The sequence below is a fragment of the Stenotrophomonas maltophilia group sp. vghtpe118 genome (assembly GCF_052605195.1).
In genome coordinates, this window is sequence record NZ_CP199672.1 from 3,650,245 (window position 1) to 3,667,541 (window position 17,297).

The window sequence follows — 17,297 nt, forward strand, 5'->3', positions numbered from 1 at the left end:
ACAACCGTTCGTCGGTCTTTTGTCCGTAAAACCAACAAGTTGTCGTATTCATTGAAAGTGGCGCTTGAAAGCTGACGCGGCATTGCTAAACTCGCCGCGTCACTTCCTTCCGTGGATGCCCCTCATGCTGCGCTCTGCATCGGCCGCCGTCCTGGCGCTGGCCCTGGTTCCCGCCGCCCACGCTGCGGTCGATTGCTCGGTCAACACCAGCGCCTCGCCGCTGCCGTTGCCGGCCACGACCATCGCGCCGGTGGCCGACGAGCTGTACATCCGTGGCAACCAGCTGGGCATGCCGGCCGGTGTGCTGAGCAGCAACTACGACCCGTCGCAGTCGCTGGACCAGGTGCTGCAGCGCCTGCGCATCGACGGCTGCCAGAACATCGCCAAGGCCATTCCGAGCGCACCGGCGGTGAAGCCGAACGATCCGGCGGCCTATAAGCCGCAGACCGAATTCGACAACACGCCCTGGCGCTTCGACATGAGCCAGAACGGCAAGCGCATGACCGCCGAAGAGTTCGACGCCTGGATGAAGGCGCGCGGTGTTCGCGTGGTCAAGGCGCGTCCGGCTCCGGCCGCCACTCCGGCCCCGGCCGAAGCACCGGCTGAGACCAAGCCGGTCGACAAGAAGTAAGCGCCGCGGGGGCAGAGGCTTGCGCACGCGCCGCCCACCTGCCGCCCCCGCCGCCCGCTCCCGCGCACCGCGTGGGCGTGCGACTCCGAATGTCACCAGTGGCGTGCGCCATGGCCTGGCGCGCATACTGTCCAAGGCCGGCGTGTGCTCGCGCAGCGAGGCCGCGCGCTGGATCGCCGAGGGCCGCGTGCGCGTGTCCGGCCGCATCGTTCGTGATCCCGAGTTCCCGATTGCCAGTCCGCCCCCGCCGATCGAGGTCGACGGCCAGCCGATGGGGGCGCCGCAGCGCCTGTACCTGATGCTCAACAAGCCGCGCGGGGTGGTCACCACGGCGCAGGACGAGCGTGGTCGCGACACCGTTTATCGCTGCTTCGATGGTGCCGGCCTGCCGTGGATCGCGCCGGTCGGGCGCCTGGACAAGGCCAGCGAAGGCTTGCTGTTGTTCAGCAATGATCCGCAGTGGGCGGCGCACCTGACCGATCCGGAGACCGGCCCTCAGAAGACCTATCACGTGCAGGTGGATCGTCTGCCCGATGAGGACACCCTGGCCGCGCTGCGCGCCGGTGTCGAAGACGCGGGCGAGCTCCTCGCCGCCTGTGCCGTGCGCGTACTGCGCAGTGGCGACAAGACCGCATGGCTGGAGGTGGTCCTCGACGAGGGCCGCAACCGCCATATCCGCCGCCTGTTGGCGGCCTTCGACCTGCAGGTGCTGCGCCTGGTCCGGGTCGCGATCGGTGGGCTGCTGCTCGGCGATCTCGGCAAGGGCCAGTGGCGGGTTCTGCAGGTCAGCGACCAGCAGCGGCTGGGGGCCGCTGCACCGGGCTGATCATCGCCCGTGGCCGGCAGTTGCCGGCCGCCGTTCCAGGCGTAGGGGGCGCCTGGCTGTCGACTTTCCCGAACGGAGCCTGCCATGTACCACCCGACCCTCAATCAAACCCTGCGCTGTGCAGGCCTGCTGCTGCCGATGGTGCTGCTGGCCGCCTGCGGCGGCCACAAGAAGGTGGCCAAGGCGGAAACGCCTGCCGAGACCCCGGTGGTGGAAGTGAAAACCCCGGAGCTGGATGGTCGCGGCAGTTACCGCTTCCTGATGAGCAACGGCGACAAGAAGATGACCGCCGATGAGTTCGATGCCTGGATGAAGGCCAACGGCATCCGCGTTGCCAAGGGCAATGGCCAGGACGCTGCCGCCAAGCCGGTAGTGGTTGCCAGCAAGGAAGAGCCGAAGGGCAAGAAGAAAAAGAAGTGACGCCCGTGGGTGCCGACCCTGGTCGGCACGTCATCAGGCTCCGGTAGGTGCCGACCTTGGTCGGCACGCTTTGACCGTGCGGGGTCAGAGCCCTTTCCTGCGGAAAGGGATCCGACCCCGGCCATGATCAGCCCTTGACCACGCCCAGTTCGACACCAATGCGGGTGAACGCATCAATCGCCCGGTCCAGGTGCTCGCGGCTGTGCGCGGCGCTGATCTGGGTACGGATGCGGGCCTGGCCCTTGGGTACCACCGGGAAGAAGAAGCCGATGGCGTAGATGCCTTCTTCCAGCAGGCGCTCGGCGAACTTCTGCGCCAACGGTGCGTCATACAGCATCACCGGGCTGATCGGATGCACGCCCGGCTTCACGTCGAAACCGGCGGCGGTCATCTTTTCGCGGAAGTAGGCGGTGTTTTCGGCCAGGGTGCTGCGCAGGTCGTCAGCGGCCGCCAGCATTTCGAACGCCTTGATGCCTGCGGCCACCACGTGCGGCGGCAGCGAGTTGGAGAACAGGTACGGGCGCGAGCGCTGGCGCAGCAGTTCGATCACCTCGGCGCTGGCGCAGGTGAAGCCGCCCAGTGCGCCACCCATGGCCTTGCCCAGAGTGCCGGTGATGATGTCGATCTTCTCCAGTACCCCCTTCACTTCGGCCGAGCCGCGGCCGGTGGCGCCAAGGAAGCCGGTGGCGTGACATTCGTCGATGTGCACCAGGGCGTTGTACTTCTTTGCCAGCGCGGTGATCTCGTCCAGCGGCGCGATGAAGCCATCCATCGAGAACACGCCGTCGGTGGTGATCAGCTTGGTCTTGCAGCCAGCGGCATCGGCGGCCTGCAGCTGGGCTTCCAGATCGGCCATGTCACAGTTGGCGTAGCGGAAGCGCTTGGCCTTGCACAGACGCACGCCGTCGATGATCGAAGCATGGTTCAGTGCATCGGAAATGATCGCGTCGTTCTCGCCAAGCAGCGGCTCGAACAGGCCGCCGTTGGCGTCGAAGCAGGCCGCGTACAGGATGGTGTCCTGCTTGCCGAAGAAGTCGGCGATCTGCTTTTCCAGCTGCTTGTGCAGGTCCTGCGTGCCGCAGATGAAGCGCACCGAGGCCATGCCGAAGCCGTGGGTATCGAGTGCGTCCTTGGCGGCCTGGATCAGGTCCGGATGGTCGGCCAGTCCCAGGTAGTTGTTGGCACAGAAATTCAGCACCTTGCGGCCGTCGTCGAGGGTGATCTCGGCCGACTGCGGGCTGGTGATGATCCGCTCGGACTTGAACAGGCCCTGGGCGCGGATGGCGTCCAGTTCCTCGGCGTAGTGGCGGGTCAGGGCGGAGGAGGCGTCGGTCATGGCGTGGGCACGGCTCTGAACGGGAAACCGCTGATTCTAACGGGCATCGCCGCTTGCCGACCGGCCCGGGCGGGGCATCGCCACGGCCGGCGCATGTTGCATCGCAATAGCAAAGTGGTTAAAAATTCGTGAACCGGAGCTGTCCCGTTCCGGCCGATACGCCCGCCCTCGGCCTTCCACGCCACCGCCCCCACCGGAGACGCTCATGAAGCACGCCCGTGCCTGCCTCGCCATTGCCGCTGCCTTGACCCTGGCTGCCCCGTTCGCCGCCAGTGCCCAGGAAAACGAATCGCCGTACAGCTGGAACGTCACCGCCGTGTCGGACTACCTGTTCCGTGGTGTCTCGCAGACCGACGAAAAGCCGACCCTGCAGGCCGGTTTCACCTACACCTCGCCGGTCGGCCTGTATGCCGGTGTCTGGGGTTCGGGCGTCGACTTCGGTCCGGGCGACCCGAGCACCGAGGTGGACTACCAGATCGGCTACGGCGTTGACGTCACGCCCCGCGTCAATTTCGACGCGCTGCTGAACCGCTACACCTACCTCGGTGCCAGCGAGCTGAACTACAACGAGCTGATCACCACCACCACGCTGGATGAAACCTACAAGCTGACGGTGGCCTACACCAACGATGTCTGGAACAGCAGCACCGATGGCTGGTACTTCGGCCTGGGCGGCAGCTGGGGCCTGCCGAAGGACTTCACCCTGAATGCCAATGTCGGCCGCAGCAGCTTCGAGAAGGGCCTGGCCAAGGACTACACCGACTGGAACGTCGGCGTCAGCCGCCAGTTCGGCCTGTTCAACGTCGGCCTGGGCTACTACGGTACCGACGGCAATGGCCGTGACAACTCGGGCAAGCTGGCACACAGCCGCGTGCTGCTGACCGTGGCCGTCGGCAAGTAACCCTTGCTTCGGTAGGTGCCGGGCTTGCCTGGCACGCTGTACGAAAAAGGCGCCCATCGGGCGCCTTTTTCAATTCCGCAGTGTTCTTGATCCCATCCGGGGGAGAGCCCCCTTGTTGTTCAAGGGGGCGCGCCAAAGGCGCGGGGACAAGGAAACATGCGGGGGAATTGACCCTTCGGGTCAATTCCAGCTGAGCACGACCTTGCCGGCCTTGCCTTCTTCCATCAGGTCGAAGCCCTTCTGGAAGTCGTCGATAGGCAGCTGGTGGGTCATCACCTTGCCGAGCGGGAAGCCGGACAGCACCAGCTGGGTCATCTTGTACCAGGTCTCATACATCTTGCGGCCGTAGATGCCTTGCACGGTCAGGCCCTTGAAGATGATCTTGTCCCAGTCGCAGCCGGCACCCTTGGGCATGATGCCCAGCATGGCGATCTTGCCACCGTGGTACATGCAGTCGAGCATGTCGTTGAACGCACGCGGGTTGCCGCTCATTTCCAGGCCCACATCGAAGCCCTCCATGTGCAGTTCCTTCATCACGTCCTTCAGCGACTGGTTGGCGACGTTGACCACGCGGGTGGCACCCATGTCGGCGGCCAGCTTCAGGCGGAAGTCGTTGACGTCGGTCACCACCACGTTGCGCGCACCGATGTGCTTGCAGATGCCGGCGGCGATGATGCCGATCGGGCCCGCGCCGGTGATCAGCACGTCCTCACCGATCACGTCGAATTCCAGTGCGCAGTGCGCAGCGTTGCCGTACGGGTCGAAGAACGCGGCCAGCTCCGACGGGATCTGGTCCGGGATCGGCCACAGGTTGCTGGCCGGCATCACCATGTATTCGGCAAAGGCACCATTGACGTTGACGCCGATGCCGACGGTGTTCGGGCACAGGTGCGGGCGGCCGCCACGGCAGTTGCGGCAGTGGCCGCAGACGATGTGGCCTTCGGCCGAGACGCGCTGGCCGATCTCGTAGCCGGTCACGCCCGGGCCGATTTCGGCAATGCGACCGACGAATTCATGGCCGATGGTCAGGCCCGGCTTGATCGTGCGCTGGCTCCACTCGTCCCACAGGTAGATGTGCAGGTCGGTACCGCAGATCGCGGTCTTCTCGAGCTTGATCAACACCTGGTTGGGGCCCGGAGTCGGCACCGGAACCTCTTCCATCCAGATGCCCTTGGCTGCTTCGCGCTTGACCAGGGCCTTCATCGTTTGCTGCGCCATCGGGGTGGAACTCATCAGGGGGAAAGCGCGGATTATAGGGTGCCGCGCGGATTTCCCATGTTGCGCTGCGGGTGCTTTGGCGGAACGAAAGGCGTGCGCCGGCGGGCGTTTCGAACGTACTGCAAACAGCAGCGCCTCCCTGATTCCGGGGGGAGGGGGCGTGGTCACCCTGGCCGGGACACGCAAAAGCCCATCCATGGCGCCAACAGTCCCGGGCAGGGTGACCACGCCCCCTCTGGACGATTCCGTGTGCGCGGCCGATGTGCGCAGAGCAAGAAGCAGGCCCATGACTTCCGGGGTTCGGGCCGGGGCAGGGCGGCGGGCTACAATCGAGGGTTCCACTACCAGGGGCCGCTCCATGCGCTCGAACCTGCTTGCATTTTCCATCGTCGCCAGCCTTGGGCTGGTCCAGGTCGCCCACGCCGCAGAAGGCATGTGGGTGCCGCAGCAGCTGCCGGAAATCGCCGGGCCGCTGCAGAAGGCCGGCCTGAAGCTGTCCCCGGAGCAGCTGGCCAACCTGACCGGTGACCCGATGGGTGCGGTGGTTGCGCTGGGTGGCTGCACCGCCAGCTTCGTCTCGCCGCAGGGCCTGGTGGTCACCAACCACCACTGCGCGTATGGCGCCATCCAGCTCAATTCGACCGCGCAGAAGAACCTGATCAAGGACGGCTTCAACGCGCCGACCCTGAAGGATGAACTGAGCGCCGGCCCGAACGCCCGCGTGTTCGTGCTCGACCAGATCACCGACGTCACCGCCCAGGCCAAGGCCGCCATCGCCGCCGCCGGCAACGACCCGCTGGCCCGCAGTCGCGCGCTGGACGCCTTCGACAAGGCCCAGGTTGCCGCCTGTGAAGCCGATGCCGGCTTCCGCTGCCGCCTGTACAGCTTCTCCGGCGGCAACACCTATCGCCTGTTCCGCAACATGGAAATCAAGGACGTGCGCCTGGTCTACGCGCCCCCGGGCAGCGTCGGCAAGTTCGGCGGCGACGTCGACAACTGGATGTGGCCGCGCCACACCGGCGATTTCTCGTTCTACCGCGCCTACGTCGGCAAGGATGGCAAGCCGGCCGCCTTCGCCGCCGACAACGTGCCGTACCAGCCCAAGCACTTCCTGAAGTTCGCCGACCAGCCGCTGGGCGCCGACGACTTCGTGATGGTGGCCGGCTACCCGGGCCGCACCAACCGCTATGCGCTGGCCGGTGAGTTCAACGAAACCGCCAGCTTCACCTACCCGACCATCGCCAAGCACTACAACGCCGTGCTCAAGATGATCGCCGACGCCGGCAAGGCCGACGCCGACGTCAAGGTGAAGTACGCCGCCACCGCCGCCAGCATGAACAACGTGGCCAAGAACTACCTGGGCCAGCTGGAAGGCTTCAAGCGCATCGACGCCGCCGGCCAGAAACAGGCGGAAGAGGCCGCCGTGCTGGCGTGGCTGAAGAAGCAGGGCGCTGCCGGCAAGCCCGCGCTGGCCGCACATGCGCAGCTGCTCAAGCATCTGGATACCAGCAAGTCGACCCGCGAACGCGACCTGTTCGTTGGTCAGTTCAACAACACCTCGGCCGTTGGCGCGGCAATCACCCTGTACCGCCTGTCGATCGAGCGCAGCAAGCCGGATGCCGAGCGCGAAGCCGGTTACCAGGAACGCGACCTGACCACCATTGAAGGTGGCCTGAAGCAGATGGACCGCCGCTACGTGGCGAAGATGGACCAGCAGCTGCAGGCCTACTGGCTGGAGCAGTACGTGGCTCTGCCGGCCGCGCAGCGCGACAATGAAGTGCTGAACAAGTGGCTGGCCGGCAGCGATGCCAACGCAGTCAAGGCGCTGGTGGGCAAGCTGTCGGGCACCGAGCTCGGCAGCCTGGACGCACGCCTGAAGTGGTTCAAGGCCGACCGTGCCGCGTTTGAAGCCAGCAGCGATCCGGCCATCCAGTACGCCGTGGCTGTCATGCCGGCGCTGCTGAAGCAGGAAGAGCAGAAGAAGATCCGCGAAGGTGAATCGCTGACCGCGCGTCCGCTGTACCTGCAGGCCGTGGCCGACTACAAGAAGAGCCAGGGCGAGTTCGTCTACCCGGACGCCAACCTGTCGCTGCGCATCACCTTCGGCAACGTCATGGGCTACGGCAAGGACGGCGTGAAGTACACCCCGTTCACCACCCTGGAAGGCGTGGCGGCAAAGGAAACCGGTGAAGATCCGTTCGATTCGCCGAAGGCGCTGCTCGATGCGGTCAAGGCCAAGCGTTATGGCGGCCTGGAAGACAAGCGCATCGGCTCGGTGCCGGTGAACTTCCTGTCCAACCTGGACATCACCGGCGGCAACTCGGGTTCGCCGGTGCTGGACGCCAACGGCAGGCTGGTCGGCCTGGCATTCGACGGCAACTGGGAATCGGTCAGCTCCAACTGGGTGTTCGACCCGGTGATGACCCGCATGATCGCCGTCGACAGCCGCTACATGCAGTGGATCATGCAGGAAGTGGCGCCGGCGCCGCAGCTGCTGAAGGAACTGAACCTGGCGAAGTAAGGTAGTGCCGGCCGCTGGCCGGCAACCTCGACCAGACAGCCGGAGTTTTCGAAACCCCGCGACCCACGTCGCGGGGTTTTTTCATGCCCGCCCCGACCCGGCGCGCCGAACAGGTATCATCCGTGTTCCGCGCACTTCACAGGATGTGAACGAAACGCGGGAACCTCCTCCCCCCCAGGACCCCTTGCACGCATGCGCATCCTGCTTGCCCGCCACGGTGAAACGCCGTGGAACGCCGAAGGCCGCTATCAGGGCCAGATCGACATCCCGCTGTCGCCGATCGGCGAAGCCCAGGCCCAGGCACTGGGTGCCCGCCTGGCCTCGGTCGACATTACCCGTGCCGTCGCTTCGCCGCTGTCGCGCGCGCAGCGCACCGCGCAGCTGGCGCTTGGCGCCGCCCGTGCCGACATGCTGCTGACCGAGCCGGAACTGCAGGAAATCGCCCACGGCGAATGGGAGGGGCTGCTGGCCAGCGAGATCCACGAGAAGGATCCGTCGCGCCTGCAGGCCTGGCGCGAGGAGCCGGATACCGTGCTGATGCCCGGCGGCGAATCGCTGCGCCTGGTGCTGGAGCGCAGCTGGCGCGGCCTGGCCCGCGCCACCGACGGCCTCGGCGAGCACGACACCCTGCTGGTGGTCGCCCACGACGCGGTGAACCGCGTGATCCTGTGCAAGGTGCTGGGCCTGCCGATCTCCCGCCTGTGGACCTTCCGCCAGGCACCGACCACGCTCAACCTGCTCGAAGGCGCCGACCTTGACAGCCTGGAAGTGGTGCGCCTGAACGACTGCGCCCACCACACGCCGTTCTTCGGCGAAGCCAAGCACCGCGCACTCTGATCGATCCCCTCGCACCAACTGCTTCTGCTGGAACCGCTGCCGTGACGAACACCCCGACCACCCTGGCCGACTGGCTGGACTACATTGAACGCCAGCATCCGGCGAGCATCGACATGGGCCTGGAGCGCGTGCGCGCCGTGGCCACGGCGATGGGCCTGGGGGCGCCGGCCAAGCGCACCATCGTGGTCGGTGGCACCAACGGCAAGGGCTCCACCGTGGCCTTCATCGAAGCCATTGCACGTGCCGCCGGCTGGAAGGTGGGCGCGTACACCTCGCCACACCTGCTGCGCTACAACGAGCGCGTGCGCATCGACGGCCAGGACGTGGACGATGCCGCGCTGGTCGCTGCGTTCAGTGCGGTCGAGGCCGCGCGTGGCGAGACCACGCTGACCTATTTCGAGTACGGCACGCTGGCTGCGCTGCAGCTGTTCGCCGACGCCGGGCTGGACCTGGCGGTGCTGGAAGTGGGCCTGGGCGGCCGCCTGGATGCGGTCAACATCGTCGATGCCGATGTGGCGGTGATCACCACCGTGGACATCGACCACGCCGAATGGCTGGGCGAGGACCGCGAGGCGATCGGCACCGAGAAGGCCGGCATCATCCGTGGCTGGAAGCCGGTGATCCTGGGTGAGACCGACCCGCCCTCGAGCGTGCTCGCACGTGCCTACCTGGTCGGTGCCAACGCGATCCGCGGCGGCAGCGATTACTTCTACGAGCCGATCGACGCCCAGCGCTGGCGCTGGCGGGACGTTGGCCTGCGCATGGAACTGCCGACCCCGGCGCTGGCCGGCCCGATCCAGCTGGCCAATGCCGGTGCGGCCATCGCCGCGCTGCGCGCGCTGGACAAGCCGGTGCCGCGCGCGGCGTGGGCCGCCGGTATCGCGGCGGCGCGCATTCCGGGCCGCCTGCAGGCGTTCGAGCGTGGCGGTGTGCAGATCCGCGTCGACGTCGGGCATAACCCGCAGGCGGCGGGCCAGCTGGCGCGCGCGCTGAAGGCCGAGGCGTCGGCCGGGCGCACCCTGGCGGTGTATGCCGCATTGCAGGACAAGGACGCGGCGGGTGTGGTGCAGGCATTGCAGGGCGTGGTTGCCGAGTGGACCCTTGCCGGCCTGGACGGCCCGCGTGGCCAGAGTGCCGCCCAGTTGCAGGCGCGCCTGGCCGAGACCGCTGCTGGCAGCGCGCAGCTGGCCGCTTCGGTCGAACAGGCGCTGGCACAGGTACTGGCCCGGGCCGAGCGCGGTGACCGCGTACTGGTGTTTGGCTCCTTCCATACCGCTGCCGCCGCATTGCAGTGGTTGCAGGGCAGCGCCTGAGCCACGTTCAGCCAATCCCGACGCCGTCCGGTCCGGCACCCGTATAATCGACCGCAACCTCCGGACAGTTGCCGCCTCACGTGGATACGCCTCTGAAACAGCGTCTGATTGGTGCCATCGTGCTGGTTGCACTGGCCGTGATTTTCCTGCCGATGCTGGTCAAGGGGCCTGCACCGGACAGCGGCGTGGCCTCGGTGCCGATCGCCGCGCCGGATGCACCGGCCGATGGCCAGTTCGAAACCCGTGAACTGCCGCTGGTGGCCCCGGCCGGTGGGGCTACCGGCCTGCAGACCGGGCAGGCCAAGCCGCTGCAGGAGGCCGCCACGCCGGCCACGCCGCCGACCGTGGACACGTCCCCGGCGGTTGCCGCCGGCAACTACGCCGTCACTTTCGGCGCCTACGGCAGCAAGGCCGACGCCGATGCCGTGATCGCCTACCTGCAGCGCTCGCAGCTGCCGGGCTTCGCAGAAGCGACTACCATCAACGGCCGTCAGGCATGGCGTGTGCGCGTGGGGCCGTATGCCGACCGTGCACAGGCCGAGGCGGCCCGGCTGCAGGCGGTGAAGATCCGCGCCGATGTGAAGGCCGAAGTGATCACCCTGGATGCCGCAACGGGCAGTAGCGCCCCGGTGGCAGCTACCCCGGCACCGGCTACGCCAAGCGCCAGTACCCCGTCCGCAGCCACCTCGCCGTCCGCCAGCAGCAACCCGGTGCGCAGCGAAAGCCTGCCGCCGAGTACGCCGACTGCGACGGCCACTCCGGCGGCCAAGCCCGAGCCGCCGAAGCCGGCGCCGAAGCCCGAAACCCCGAAGCCCGAGCCGAAGCCGGAGGCCACCGCCAGCAAGCCGGTGACGGCACCGACCACGCCGGCTGCACCGGCGGCCAGCGGCGTCGGCTTCGCCGTGCAGCTGGGCGCGTTCGGTCAGGCCAGCGATGCCAATGCGCTGCGTGACAAGGTCCGTGCTGCCGGCTTCAGCGCCTTCGTCGAGCAGGTGCGTACCGAAAAGGGCACCCTGCATCGCGTCCGTGTCGGACCGGTGGCCAACCGGGCTGACGCCGAACAGCTGAAGGCGCAGGTCGCCGCCAAGGTTGGCGTCGCCGGCATGGTCCGACCGCACCCATGACCGACGCGCAGGCCCGTTGCCAGCGCCGCCGAAGGAGCGGGGCGCCATGATCGACGTGGTGCTGCTGATCGTGATCGCCGCCTCGACGCTGCTCGGGATGCTGCGTGGCTTCGTGGGAATCGTCATCGGCACGTTGTCGTGGCTGCTGGCCGCATGGGCGGCCTTCGCCTTCGGCAACGATGCCGCGCGCTGGTGGGCGGCGCCCGCCGCACCTGGCGGCGAACATTTCGTCGGCGGCTACCTGGGCGTGGGCATCGGCGTGATGATCGTGGTCGCGGTGATCGGCATGGTCATCAAGGCGATGATCCACCGCAGCATGCTGACCAGCCTGGACCGGTTGCTGGGCGGTGTACTGGGTGCCGTGCGTGGTGGCCTGATCGCGGCGATCCTGGTGCTGCTGGCCGGCTTCACCCCGCTGACTGCCGAGCCCTCCTGGAAGCGCTCGGCGGTTCGCCCGGTGCTGAATCCGGCCGTGACCTGGATGAACGGGAAGCTGCCGCGCTGGCAGGTACCGGGCGCCGATATGCTGCCCAAGGCCTTGCCGACCGACATGCTGTCCCCATCTGCATTGATGGAATTGGGGAAGAACGCAGGCGCCGGGTTGGGAAAGCCGGGCGGGGCAGGCGATAATGGCATCCTCAACCAGGTAGTGGCGGGCGGCGGATGGCTGCGGCCCGCGAAAGCGGAACAGGGCGATGCATACGATCCGGCCGAAGTGCGCCCGGACGCCCCAGCACTGCCGGACAGTATCGAGCCGGACGATCCGGCCAATGTCGACCGCAGGCGCGGCGACCACCGCGGCCAGGTACGGCCACCTTCCTTGTAACTGGGCACAGCCCAGCGGAGACCTCGCACCATGTGTGGCATCGTCGGAATCGTCGGCAACCAGAACGTCGCCGGGCAGTTGTATGACGGCTTGACCGTTCTCCAGCATCGCGGCCAGGACGCGGCAGGTATCGCCACCGCCAATGGCAGCCGCCTGCGGGTGCAGAAGGCCACCGGCCTGGTCCGCGATGTGTTCGACGCCCGCACCATGTCCACGCTGGAAGGCAGCGTCGGCATCGCGCACGTGCGCTATCCGACGGCAGGTTCGGAAGGCATGGACGAGGCACAGCCGTTCTACGTGAATTCGCCTTACGGCATCGCGCTGGCCCACAACGGCAACCTGATCAACACCGAGGCGCTGCGCCAGCAGGTGTTCGAACAGGACCGGCGCAACGTCAACACCGATTCGGACAGCGAAGTGCTGCTGAACGTGTTCGCCTACGAACTGGAGCAGCAGCGCCAGCTCAGCCCGGAAGCCGCGATCCGCGCGGTGGCCGGCGTGCACCGCCGCTGCAAGGGCGGCTATGCAGTGGTCAGCGTAGTGCTGGGCCTGGGCCTGGTGGCCTTCCGCGACCCGCATGGCATCCGCCCGCTGGTGCTGGGCAAGCGCAGCCACGCAGAAGGCGACGAGTACATCGTGGCGTCCGAGTCGGCCGCGCTGGACGTGCTGGGTTTCCAGCGCGTGCGTGACGTGCAGCCGGGCGAAGCGCTGGTGATCACCGCGCGCGGCGAGCTGTTCTCGGAAATCTGCGCCGAGCCGGCCGAGCACACACCATGCATCTTCGAATACGTCTACTTCGCGCGCCCGGATTCGATGATCGACAACGTCTCGGTGCACAAGGCACGCATGCGCATGGGCATCAAGCTGGGCGAGAAGATCCTGCGCCTGCGCCCGGACCACGACATCGACACCATCATCCCGATCCCGGATACCTCGCGCGATGCCGCGCTGGAGATCTCCAATGTGCTCGGGGTGAAGTACCGCGAAGGCTTCATCAAGAACCGCTACATCGGCCGCACCTTCATCATGCCGGGGCAGGGTGAACGCGTGAAGTCGGTGCGCCGCAAGCTCAACCCGATCCACCTGGAGTTCCGCAACCGCGTGGTGCTGCTGGTGGACGATTCGATCGTGCGTGGCACCACCAGCCAGCAGATCGTGCAGATGGCCCGTGATGCCGGCGCGCGCAAGGTCTACCTGGCCAGCGCCGCGCCGCCGGTGCGTTACCCGAACATCTACGGCATCGACATGCCGGCGGCCGAAGAGCTGGTCGCGCACAACCGCACGGTGGAAGAGATCGAGGCCCACCTGGGCTGCGACTGGCTGATCTACCAGGACCTGGAAGACATGGAAGCGGCGGTGAGCGAAGGCAACCCGGCGCTGCGCAGCTTCGATTCGTCCTGCTTCAACGGCCACTACCCGACCGGTATCGAGCCGGGCTACTTCGAGCGCATCCAGCAGTTGCGTTCGGACGATGCCAAGCACAAGCGCCGCGCCTGAGGATCAGGCGTGGTGGATGTGCCCGACGTTGGTGGCGACCTGCTGCGCGCTGCGCAGCAGTGCCTGGCTGAAGCCGATCCGCTGCGCAAGGTCGCATTGACCCAGGCGTATGCGGCCGCGTTCCGTGCCGGCCGCCTGAAGGTGGCCGCGGATGCGCCGCCGCCGGATCCGATCTGCATGCCGGGTCGTCCGGGACGACTGGTGCTGGTGCATCCGCGCGAGGTGCCACGGCGTGGACTGGGTGGCGTGGAAGGGCGGGCTGCCTTCATCCACGCGATTGCCCATATCGAGCTCAATGCGATCGACCTGGCCTGGGACGCGGTGTACCGGTTCCGGGGCCTGCCGTCGGCGTTCCATGCTGATTGGGTCAGCTGTGCCGATGACGAATCGCGGCATTTCATGCTGCTGCGCGAGCGCCTGCAGGTGCATGGCCACGACTATGCGGATTTCCCCGCACACAACGGTCTGTGGGAAATGTGCGAAAAGACCGCGCATGACGGCCTGGCGCGCATGGCGCTGGTGCCGCGCGTGCTGGAAGCGCGTGGCCTTGACGTCACCCCGGGCATGATCGAGAAGCTGCGCAATGTCGGCGATGGCGAAACCGCCGATGTGCTGGAGGTGATCCTGCGTGAGGAAGTGGCGCATGTTGCCGCCGGTTCGCGCTGGTATCGCTGGTACTGCGACCGCGCCGGTGTCGAGCCGCGCACGCGTTTCAAGGAGCTGCTGGTGGAGTACGCCGGCGGCTACCTGCACGGGCCGTTCAACATGGAAGCGCGCCTGCTGGCCGGATTCGATGCGGACGAACTCGCCAACCTGGTCGAGCAGGCCGGTTGAAGAAAAGGGGACGGAGGGATCAAGTCGTTTGTGCCAAAACGACTTGATCCCTCCGTCCCCTTTTTCATGCGTTCGGCAGTACCACGCGCTTGCCATCCACCGTTGGCCGGTTGATGTAGAACAGGCCGGGGCCCGGCCGGTACGGCAGCTCGCTGACGCCGGCGTCGGCAGCGTAGGTCAGTGCGGTGTCGCCCAGCGCGTCGAAGTTCCAGTGCGCCGACTGCATCAGGTAACGCCGTCGCAACAGCGCCTCCTGCGTTTGCGTCAGTGGCTGTCCGGCCACCAGTCGTCGTGCGATCGGTTGCAGGGCCGACGGCAGTTCCCAGTCGGGGACTGCGTTGGCATTGGCCGTCCATTGCACGCCGGCATCGATGGCATGCTGCTGCATCACCTGAAGCGCGATCAGCTGGTAGCGCCAGTCGATGCGCCGGCGCAACACCACGGCCGCCGTCACGTACAGCACCGGTGACAGCACTACGCTGCGGCTGCCGGCGCGACGCTGTTGCTGCCACTGGTGCCAGACATCCACCCAGACTTCCTTTTCGTCCAGGCCCAACTGCTGCCGCCAGCGCTCGGCGTCGGCCTGTGCCTCGGCGTAGGCCGTGGTCGCCTGCAGGATCGCCAGCGGTGGCGTCTGGTACTCGGCCACGCTCGGGCGGCGCAGCAGCTGCCGGCGCGGGCGACTGAGCAGCTTGGGCCCTTCTTCGAGCTGGTTGTAGCCGCCGCCGATGTTGGCGTGTACGCCGGGCAGGGCGATCTCGGTGAACGTTGGCGCCACGCTGGTCAATGGATAGTGCTGGCGATGCTCGTCACGCGCGCTCAGTTGCAGCACCTGCCTGGCAACGCCTGCATGCAGCGCGAGATGAGGTTGTTCGTCGGTGCGGCCACCGCTGACCGCAACCACCGTGTCGAACAGGCCGATGAAGCGCAGCAGCGGAGCGGCCGGGGCGAAGTCCGTTGTGCAGGACAGGCCAGCGGCCTGCAACAGCTGCCGCCAGCGGGTGCGATCCCAGGCCTGCAACTGGTTGGCCACATCGCGCGCGGCGGCCGCACCCCGTGAAAAGCCGAACAGATCCAGCTGCACGCCACGCAGTGGTCGCTGCCAGCGCGTAGCGAGTGCACCCAGTGCTGCCGGCAGCAGCACCTGCAGCGCGCGTCGCACTTTGGCGCGCACACCGCTGGCGCCAATGCCGAACGCCAGTCCGATCAGGTCGTCGTCGGCGTCATCGCGGGTACCGACACCTTCCACGTAGATCGACAGCGAGGGGGCCGCCGATGTCCCGCTGCGGCTGTCCGGGTACAGCTGCTGCAGGCGGGCGATGTTGGTCAGGCCATTGTCGTAGCTGCTGGTCAACCGGCTCTGGTAGGTCGAATCGTCATCCGCACGCAGCTGCGCCGGGCGCGGTTGCGGCAGCTGGGGCCTGCCACGGGCCAGGTTGTGTGCGTTGTTGCGGGTGCCATCGAAGAACAGCCCGATCCGCAGCAAGCCGACCTCTTCGTCCGTGTCCTGCGATGGTGCCATGTGCATTCCCCGTCGTGGCTGCGTCACGGTAGCGCGAAAGCGGTGTCTTGGCGACGTGTAGTAACGCTTTTGACCTTACTTAACCCAGATGCGGTCGATCACAAATCCTGATTTTCACTTCTCTCGCCTATTGAATTCACACGACCCGCGCAGGCCATATGACCAGACCCGGCAAACCGGGTCGTGCTGCATCAACGCTGTTCACATCATTCAAGGAGCGACGCAATGTTGTCCAGATCGATTGGCAAAGCGGCAGGTGGCCTGGTGTTGGGTTTGTCGGTGGCAGCGGTCGCACATGCGGCACCGTTGTTCGAGCCGGTGACGGTCATCAGCCGCGCATCGGCAAACAGCGAGCCCGCGCTGGGCAAGCTGCTGGCCACCCCGTCCACGGCGACGGTACAGGAAGTGCGTGTCGATGCAGCAGCTACTGCACAACCGCAGCTGGAATTCGAACTGCTCGGCCGGCGGGTGCAGGCGGTGCGCAGCAAGGTCGAAGCACTGCCCGATGGCGGCAGCATCTGGTACGGCCAGTTCCGTTCGCCCTCGGACAAACTGACCGCGGCCACCTCCAACGGCCAGGACGACCCCGGCAATTCGCTGATCCTGGTGCGCTCGGGCGACACCGTCACCGGCTCGATCCGCAAGGATGGAAAGCTGTATCGCCTGCGCCCGTTGGGCAACCGCCACGTGCTGGTGGAAGTGGATGAATCGCGGATGCCGGCCGACCATCCGGCCGACTACAACCAGCTGCCGAAGATCCCGATGGGCAACAACGATCGCATCGGCATCGCGCAGGCATCGTCCGGTACGCCGGCGACCATCCGTGTGCTGGTGGTGGCGACCAATGCCGCCGTCGCCGCCTATGGCGGCAACATGCAGTCGCTGGTCCAGCTGGCGGTGGCCGAGTCCAACCAGGGCTACGGCAACAGCAACGTCGGCCTGACGCTGCAACTGGCCGGTTACGAGACCACCAGCTACAGCGAGTCTGGCAACTTCACCACCGACCTGTCGCGTTTCCGTGGCACCAGCGACGGCTACATGGACAGCATCCACACCAGCCGCAACACCACCGCGGCCGATGTCGGCGTGCTGCTGATCAACAACAGTGCCTACTGCGGCCTGGCCTCGGGGATCGGCTCGACCGCGTCGACGGCGTTCGCGGCGGTGTACTGGGATTGCGCGACCGGCTACTACTCATTCGCGCATGAGATCGGCCACCTGCAGAGCGCGCGGCATGACATCGCCACCGACCCGAGCACATCGCCCTACGCCTATGGCCACGGCTACCGCTATGAGCCGTCCAGCGGCACCGGCTGGCGCACGATCATGGCCTATAACTGCACCCGCAGCTGCCCGCGCCTGAACTACTGGTCCAACCCGAACATCAGCTACAACGGCATCCCGATGGGCAATGCCAGTACCGCTGACAACCAGCGCGTGCTGGTCAACACCAAGGCCACCATCGCGGCCTTCCGCTGAGTCTGTACTGTC

The 17,297-nt window shown here is 66.8% G+C and carries 15 protein-coding genes; 12 read left to right on the forward strand and 3 right to left on the reverse strand.

Annotation, left to right across the window (positions count from 1 at the left end; translation table 11 throughout):
- The first annotated feature begins 124 nt into the window (after positions 1–124).
- The 3 genes from ACUDTM_RS16620 to ACUDTM_RS16630 all read left to right on the forward strand — a co-directional run bounded on the left by ACUDTM_RS16620 (position 125) and on the right by ACUDTM_RS16630 (position 1,877).
- Positions 125–631 (forward strand): hypothetical protein, encoded by a 507-nt coding sequence (locus tag ACUDTM_RS16620; RefSeq protein ID WP_005408235.1) that lies wholly within the window; start codon positions 125–127, stop codon positions 629–631.
- Entirely contained in the window at positions 603–1,457 is an 855-nt protein-coding gene (locus tag ACUDTM_RS16625; protein ID WP_430543882.1) for a pseudouridine synthase, read from the forward strand. Before ACUDTM_RS16620 ends, ACUDTM_RS16625 begins: the two co-directional genes overlap by 29 nt.
- 84 nt (positions 1,458–1,541) lie before the next feature.
- Entirely contained in the window at positions 1,542–1,877 is a 336-nt protein-coding gene (locus ACUDTM_RS16630) for a hypothetical protein (RefSeq protein WP_005415439.1), read from the forward strand.
- Positions 1,878–2,004: 127 nt separating this feature from the next.
- On the opposite strand, the gene kbl is transcribed toward ACUDTM_RS16630, so the two are convergent.
- Positions 2,005–3,213: a glycine C-acetyltransferase gene (kbl, locus tag ACUDTM_RS16635; RefSeq protein ID WP_005415440.1), complete on the reverse strand. Its 1,209-nt coding sequence runs from the start codon at positions 3,211–3,213 to the stop codon at positions 2,005–2,007.
- 205 nt (positions 3,214–3,418) lie between these two features.
- On the opposite strand from kbl, the gene ACUDTM_RS16640 reads away from it, so the two are divergent.
- The gene (locus ACUDTM_RS16640) at positions 3,419–4,114 is read left to right on the forward strand and encodes a TorF family putative porin (protein ID WP_072169153.1); all 696 of its coding nucleotides are present in this window, start codon (positions 3,419–3,421) and stop codon (positions 4,112–4,114) included.
- A 180-nt stretch (positions 4,115–4,294) separates the two neighbouring features.
- Here ACUDTM_RS16640 and tdh read toward each other — a convergent pair whose 3' ends face one another.
- Positions 4,295–5,317 carry an L-threonine 3-dehydrogenase gene (tdh, locus tag ACUDTM_RS16645; RefSeq protein ID WP_005415442.1) on the reverse strand — a complete coding sequence of 341 codons (1,023 nt, stop codon included), beginning with the start codon at positions 5,315–5,317 and terminating at the stop codon, positions 4,295–4,297.
- Positions 5,318–5,690: 373 nt separating this feature from the next.
- On the opposite strand from tdh, the gene ACUDTM_RS16650 reads away from it, so the two are divergent.
- From ACUDTM_RS16650 to ACUDTM_RS16680, 7 genes are all read left to right on the forward strand, one after another.
- Positions 5,691–7,853 (forward strand): S46 family peptidase, encoded by a 2,163-nt coding sequence (locus ACUDTM_RS16650; RefSeq protein ID WP_061480604.1) that lies wholly within the window; start codon positions 5,691–5,693, stop codon positions 7,851–7,853.
- Positions 7,854–8,045: 192 nt separating this feature from the next.
- Positions 8,046–8,690: a histidine phosphatase family protein gene (locus ACUDTM_RS16655; protein ID WP_005415444.1), complete on the forward strand. Its 645-nt coding sequence runs from the start codon at positions 8,046–8,048 to the stop codon at positions 8,688–8,690.
- A gap of 41 nt (positions 8,691–8,731) precedes the next feature.
- Complete coding sequence (gene folC / locus ACUDTM_RS16660; protein ID WP_053500138.1) at positions 8,732–10,003, forward strand: bifunctional tetrahydrofolate synthase/dihydrofolate synthase; 1,272 nt, start codon at positions 8,732–8,734, stop codon at positions 10,001–10,003.
- A gap of 80 nt (positions 10,004–10,083) precedes the next feature.
- Entirely contained in the window at positions 10,084–11,127 is a 1,044-nt protein-coding gene (locus ACUDTM_RS16665) for an SPOR domain-containing protein (protein ID WP_072169154.1), read from the forward strand.
- A 46-nt stretch (positions 11,128–11,173) separates the two neighbouring features.
- Entirely contained in the window at positions 11,174–11,953 is a 780-nt protein-coding gene (locus tag ACUDTM_RS16670) for a CvpA family protein (RefSeq protein WP_072169155.1), read from the forward strand.
- Between the two features lie 30 nt (positions 11,954–11,983).
- On the forward strand, positions 11,984–13,450 hold the full coding sequence (gene purF, locus ACUDTM_RS16675; protein WP_049414284.1) for an amidophosphoribosyltransferase: 1,467 nt from the start codon (positions 11,984–11,986) through the stop codon (positions 13,448–13,450).
- Between the two features lie 9 nt (positions 13,451–13,459).
- Complete coding sequence (locus tag ACUDTM_RS16680) at positions 13,460–14,284, forward strand: ferritin-like domain-containing protein (RefSeq protein ID WP_111008085.1); 825 nt, start codon at positions 13,460–13,462, stop codon at positions 14,282–14,284.
- 64 nt (positions 14,285–14,348) lie between these two features.
- On the opposite strand, the gene ACUDTM_RS16685 is transcribed toward ACUDTM_RS16680, so the two are convergent.
- Positions 14,349–15,806 carry a DUF2235 domain-containing protein gene (locus tag ACUDTM_RS16685; RefSeq protein ID WP_353080129.1) on the reverse strand — a complete coding sequence of 486 codons (1,458 nt, stop codon included), beginning with the start codon at positions 15,804–15,806 and terminating at the stop codon, positions 14,349–14,351.
- Positions 15,807–16,031: 225 nt separating this feature from the next.
- Here ACUDTM_RS16685 and ACUDTM_RS16690 point away from each other — a divergent pair, with 225 nt between their 5' ends.
- Positions 16,032–17,285, forward strand: a complete 1,254-nt coding sequence (locus ACUDTM_RS16690) for a M12 family metallo-peptidase (protein ID WP_111007533.1) — start codon at positions 16,032–16,034, stop codon at positions 17,283–17,285.
- The last annotated feature ends 12 nt before the right edge of the window (positions 17,286–17,297 follow it).